This is a genomic window from Sporomusa sp. (genome assembly GCF_035561255.1).
Classification (GTDB): Bacteria; Bacillota; Negativicutes; order Sporomusales; family Sporomusaceae; genus Sporomusa.
Map to the genome: position 1 here is coordinate 1 of NZ_DATMXX010000207.1, position 2,699 is coordinate 2,699.

2 protein-coding genes are annotated in these 2,699 nt (G+C 39.6%); both read right to left on the reverse strand.

The window, feature by feature from the left end; genetic code table 11:
• Window positions 1-40: 40 nt before the first annotated feature.
• Window positions 41-1,330, reverse strand: coding sequence for an MFS transporter (locus VN379_RS11490; protein ID WP_325533916.1), 1,290 nt, complete (start codon window positions 1,328-1,330; stop codon window positions 41-43).
• A gap of 54 nt (window positions 1,331-1,384) precedes the next feature.
• Entirely contained in the window at window positions 1,385-2,608 is a 1,224-nt protein-coding gene (locus VN379_RS11495; RefSeq protein ID WP_325533918.1) for an amidohydrolase family protein, read from the reverse strand.
• Window positions 2,609-2,699: the final 91 nt, after the last annotated feature.

Here is a 2,699-nt window from a genome sequence, read left to right on the forward strand (position 1 = left end):
GGAGAACTATAGATAAATTAGGAAATATTTCGAGGCTTCATTATATAATTTTATGAGTTGCTTGTCCATTGGGCTTTTGGATATTTATTTTATCAGTGGTTAGTGATCGGCATTTTATATCACTGTAAAGCAGTGCAAGAAGAGAAATTATAATCAAGGCAATGCAAAGAATCCATGCCGCTTGATAGGAGCCTGTTTTATCATATACTATTGCGATTGCGGGAACCGATAGTGCGGCGCCTAAGTAAACAGAGCGATTCACGTAACCATATATCTCACCATAGTGTTTTGAACCAAACATTGCGGCTGTGATTACTGGCGGGCAAACAGTTCCAGTACAAATTCCTACACCATAGAGAAGAGCCATAACATACATAAGAGGCTTATATTCTGGGAATAGTAGGCAAGCCATAGCCAAGGCAAAAACGATACAACTATAGCCAGTACCTATTCTAGTACCAAATTTATCATAAACCCAGCCAAGAGATATTTTTCCTAGCGTTACAATAATCAAGAAAAGGGAGAGGATTCCTGCAGCAAAGGCAGCGCCATGAACATCTGCTAAGAAAGCGGCAAGCTGGCTTAATGACCCAAAGCCTACAAAACATAGGCAGAACATGCCAAATAAATAGATCCAAAAGAAGCTATGTTTTTTTACTTCCTCAAGGGTCATGTTAAGTTCAGTTTTGGGGACGATTGTCTTTTGGGCAGTAGCAGCAACTTCATCTGCTCCGTATGCCATAAAACCCATAGTTTCAGGGGATTTTTTCATTAGGATAATCATAGGCAAACAGATTATCAGCATAGCACCAGCAAATACAAGATACGATGCTCTCCAACCATAGTTTTCGATGATATTTGCCATTATGGGACTGATGATAGCACCACCAAAACCACTACCAGCAAGGGCAATACTGATAGCCAAACCTCTTTTTTTGGCAAACCAGTTTGTAATGATAATAGAAACAGGCAAAGCTATTGCGCCACAGGAAAACGCCCCCATAAAGAAAGCACTTATATAAAAATGAGTAATGTTTTGTCCTAACGAAAAGCTAGCGTACGAGGCAGCCAAACCAACAACACAGATAGCATGAATTAGTTGAGTATTTTTTTTTGCCAGCCATTTTCCTAAATAAGGTGATAGGAATACTGTTACTCCAGAAATGATGGTGCTACATATGCCGAATGCACTTCTACTGAAACCCATATCCTTAGTAACAGGTTTAACGTACAGCCCCCAACAAGTCGTTATTAATGGGTGCAACAAGGCCATAATCAAAACGCTCGCAGCTACAACCCACCAACCGTAAAATATCTTTTTATTGTTCATTCTATTACCCTCCAATTAATTATTTGTGCCAGATGTTCTCGCATGATGATTGATTTAACTTTTATAAACTTTGCCATCTTTCATAATAAAAGCAACACTATTAAGAATTGAAATCTCCTCTAATGGGTTCTTATCAACAGCAATAATGTCAGCAAATTTCCTAGGCGCAATGGTTCCAACTTTATCATTCCAGTGGAGTAGTTCAGCTGCATATCTTGTGGCACTGAGTAGGGTATCTGTAGGCGAGATACCAGCCTGTACCATTAACTCAAATTCTCCTGACTGTGTACCGTGGGGGGTTAAAGGAGTTCCACAGTCAGTCCCAAATACGATTCGTATGCCGGCATCATAAGCCTTTTTTATATTGGAAAGATGTGAACCAACCAAGGCAGTTGCCTTTCTAATCGCGAAATCAGGAATACCAGCTGCAGCACCTTTTTCTGAGATTATCTTTAAAACAATAAATGTAGGAGCAATAGAAATACCTTTTTCCACCATAATTTGTATGGTTTCCTCGTCAACAAGTGTACAGTGTTCAATTACGGAGACACCTGCAATAGCTGCTGCTTTGATGCCCGCTGTACCATGGGCATGAGCAGACGTGATCTTGCCATGCATTTGAGCTACATCAACAGCTGCTTTAATTTCCTCAACGCTCATATTTTGTTCTCCAGGCTCATTGCCAGGGCTCAAAACGCCACCAGTAACCACTACTTTAATCTGGTCTGCACCATACTTCAGCATTAAACGGGCAGCTGCGCGAACCTCTTCAGGACCGTTTGCAATATTACCGGATTTAAAGGTATTGTATCCCAATGTTTCTCCAGGATAACGAAAATCAAGATGTCCACCTGTTTGTGTAATATACATACCGCTGGTGAAAATACGTGGACCCGGAAAAATCCCTGCATTGATTGCATCACGTAAAATACTGCAACCTGTGATAGTAGGGTATCCCTCATCACGAACTGAGGTAAAACCAGCAAGTAAATCCAACTGGGCATTTTTAACCCCTTTGATTACAACCATCTCTGGTGGTTCACTTACCTCAATAAGGGATGTTTTGCCACCAAATCCAAGATGTACATGGGTATCAATTAATCCGGGAAGTACAAACTTATCTGAAAGATCAATGACTTCATCACCTGCATTAGCTAAAAAGCCTTCCGCACTTCTCACCTCAGTTATTTTGTTATCTTCAATGATTATCACTGCATTTTCTTGAACGCTCTCGTCAATTGCACAAAATAACTTTCCGCATTTAATTATTTTTGACATAAATATACCCTCTTTCTATTAATACTTCTTTGATCAGAGTATAAAACAAACACTTTGTATTTCGATATCAAATTACAGTTTAGTGTTAAAA

Coding starts and splice junctions, on each gene's coding strand:
- VN379_RS11490 (WP_325533916.1), bottom strand. CDS start 1,330: ATGAACAATAAAAAGATATTTTACGGTTGGTGGGTTGTAGCTGCGAGC.
- VN379_RS11495 (WP_325533918.1), bottom strand. CDS start 2,608: ATGTCAAAAATAATTAAATGCGGAAAGTTATTTTGTGCAATTGACGAG.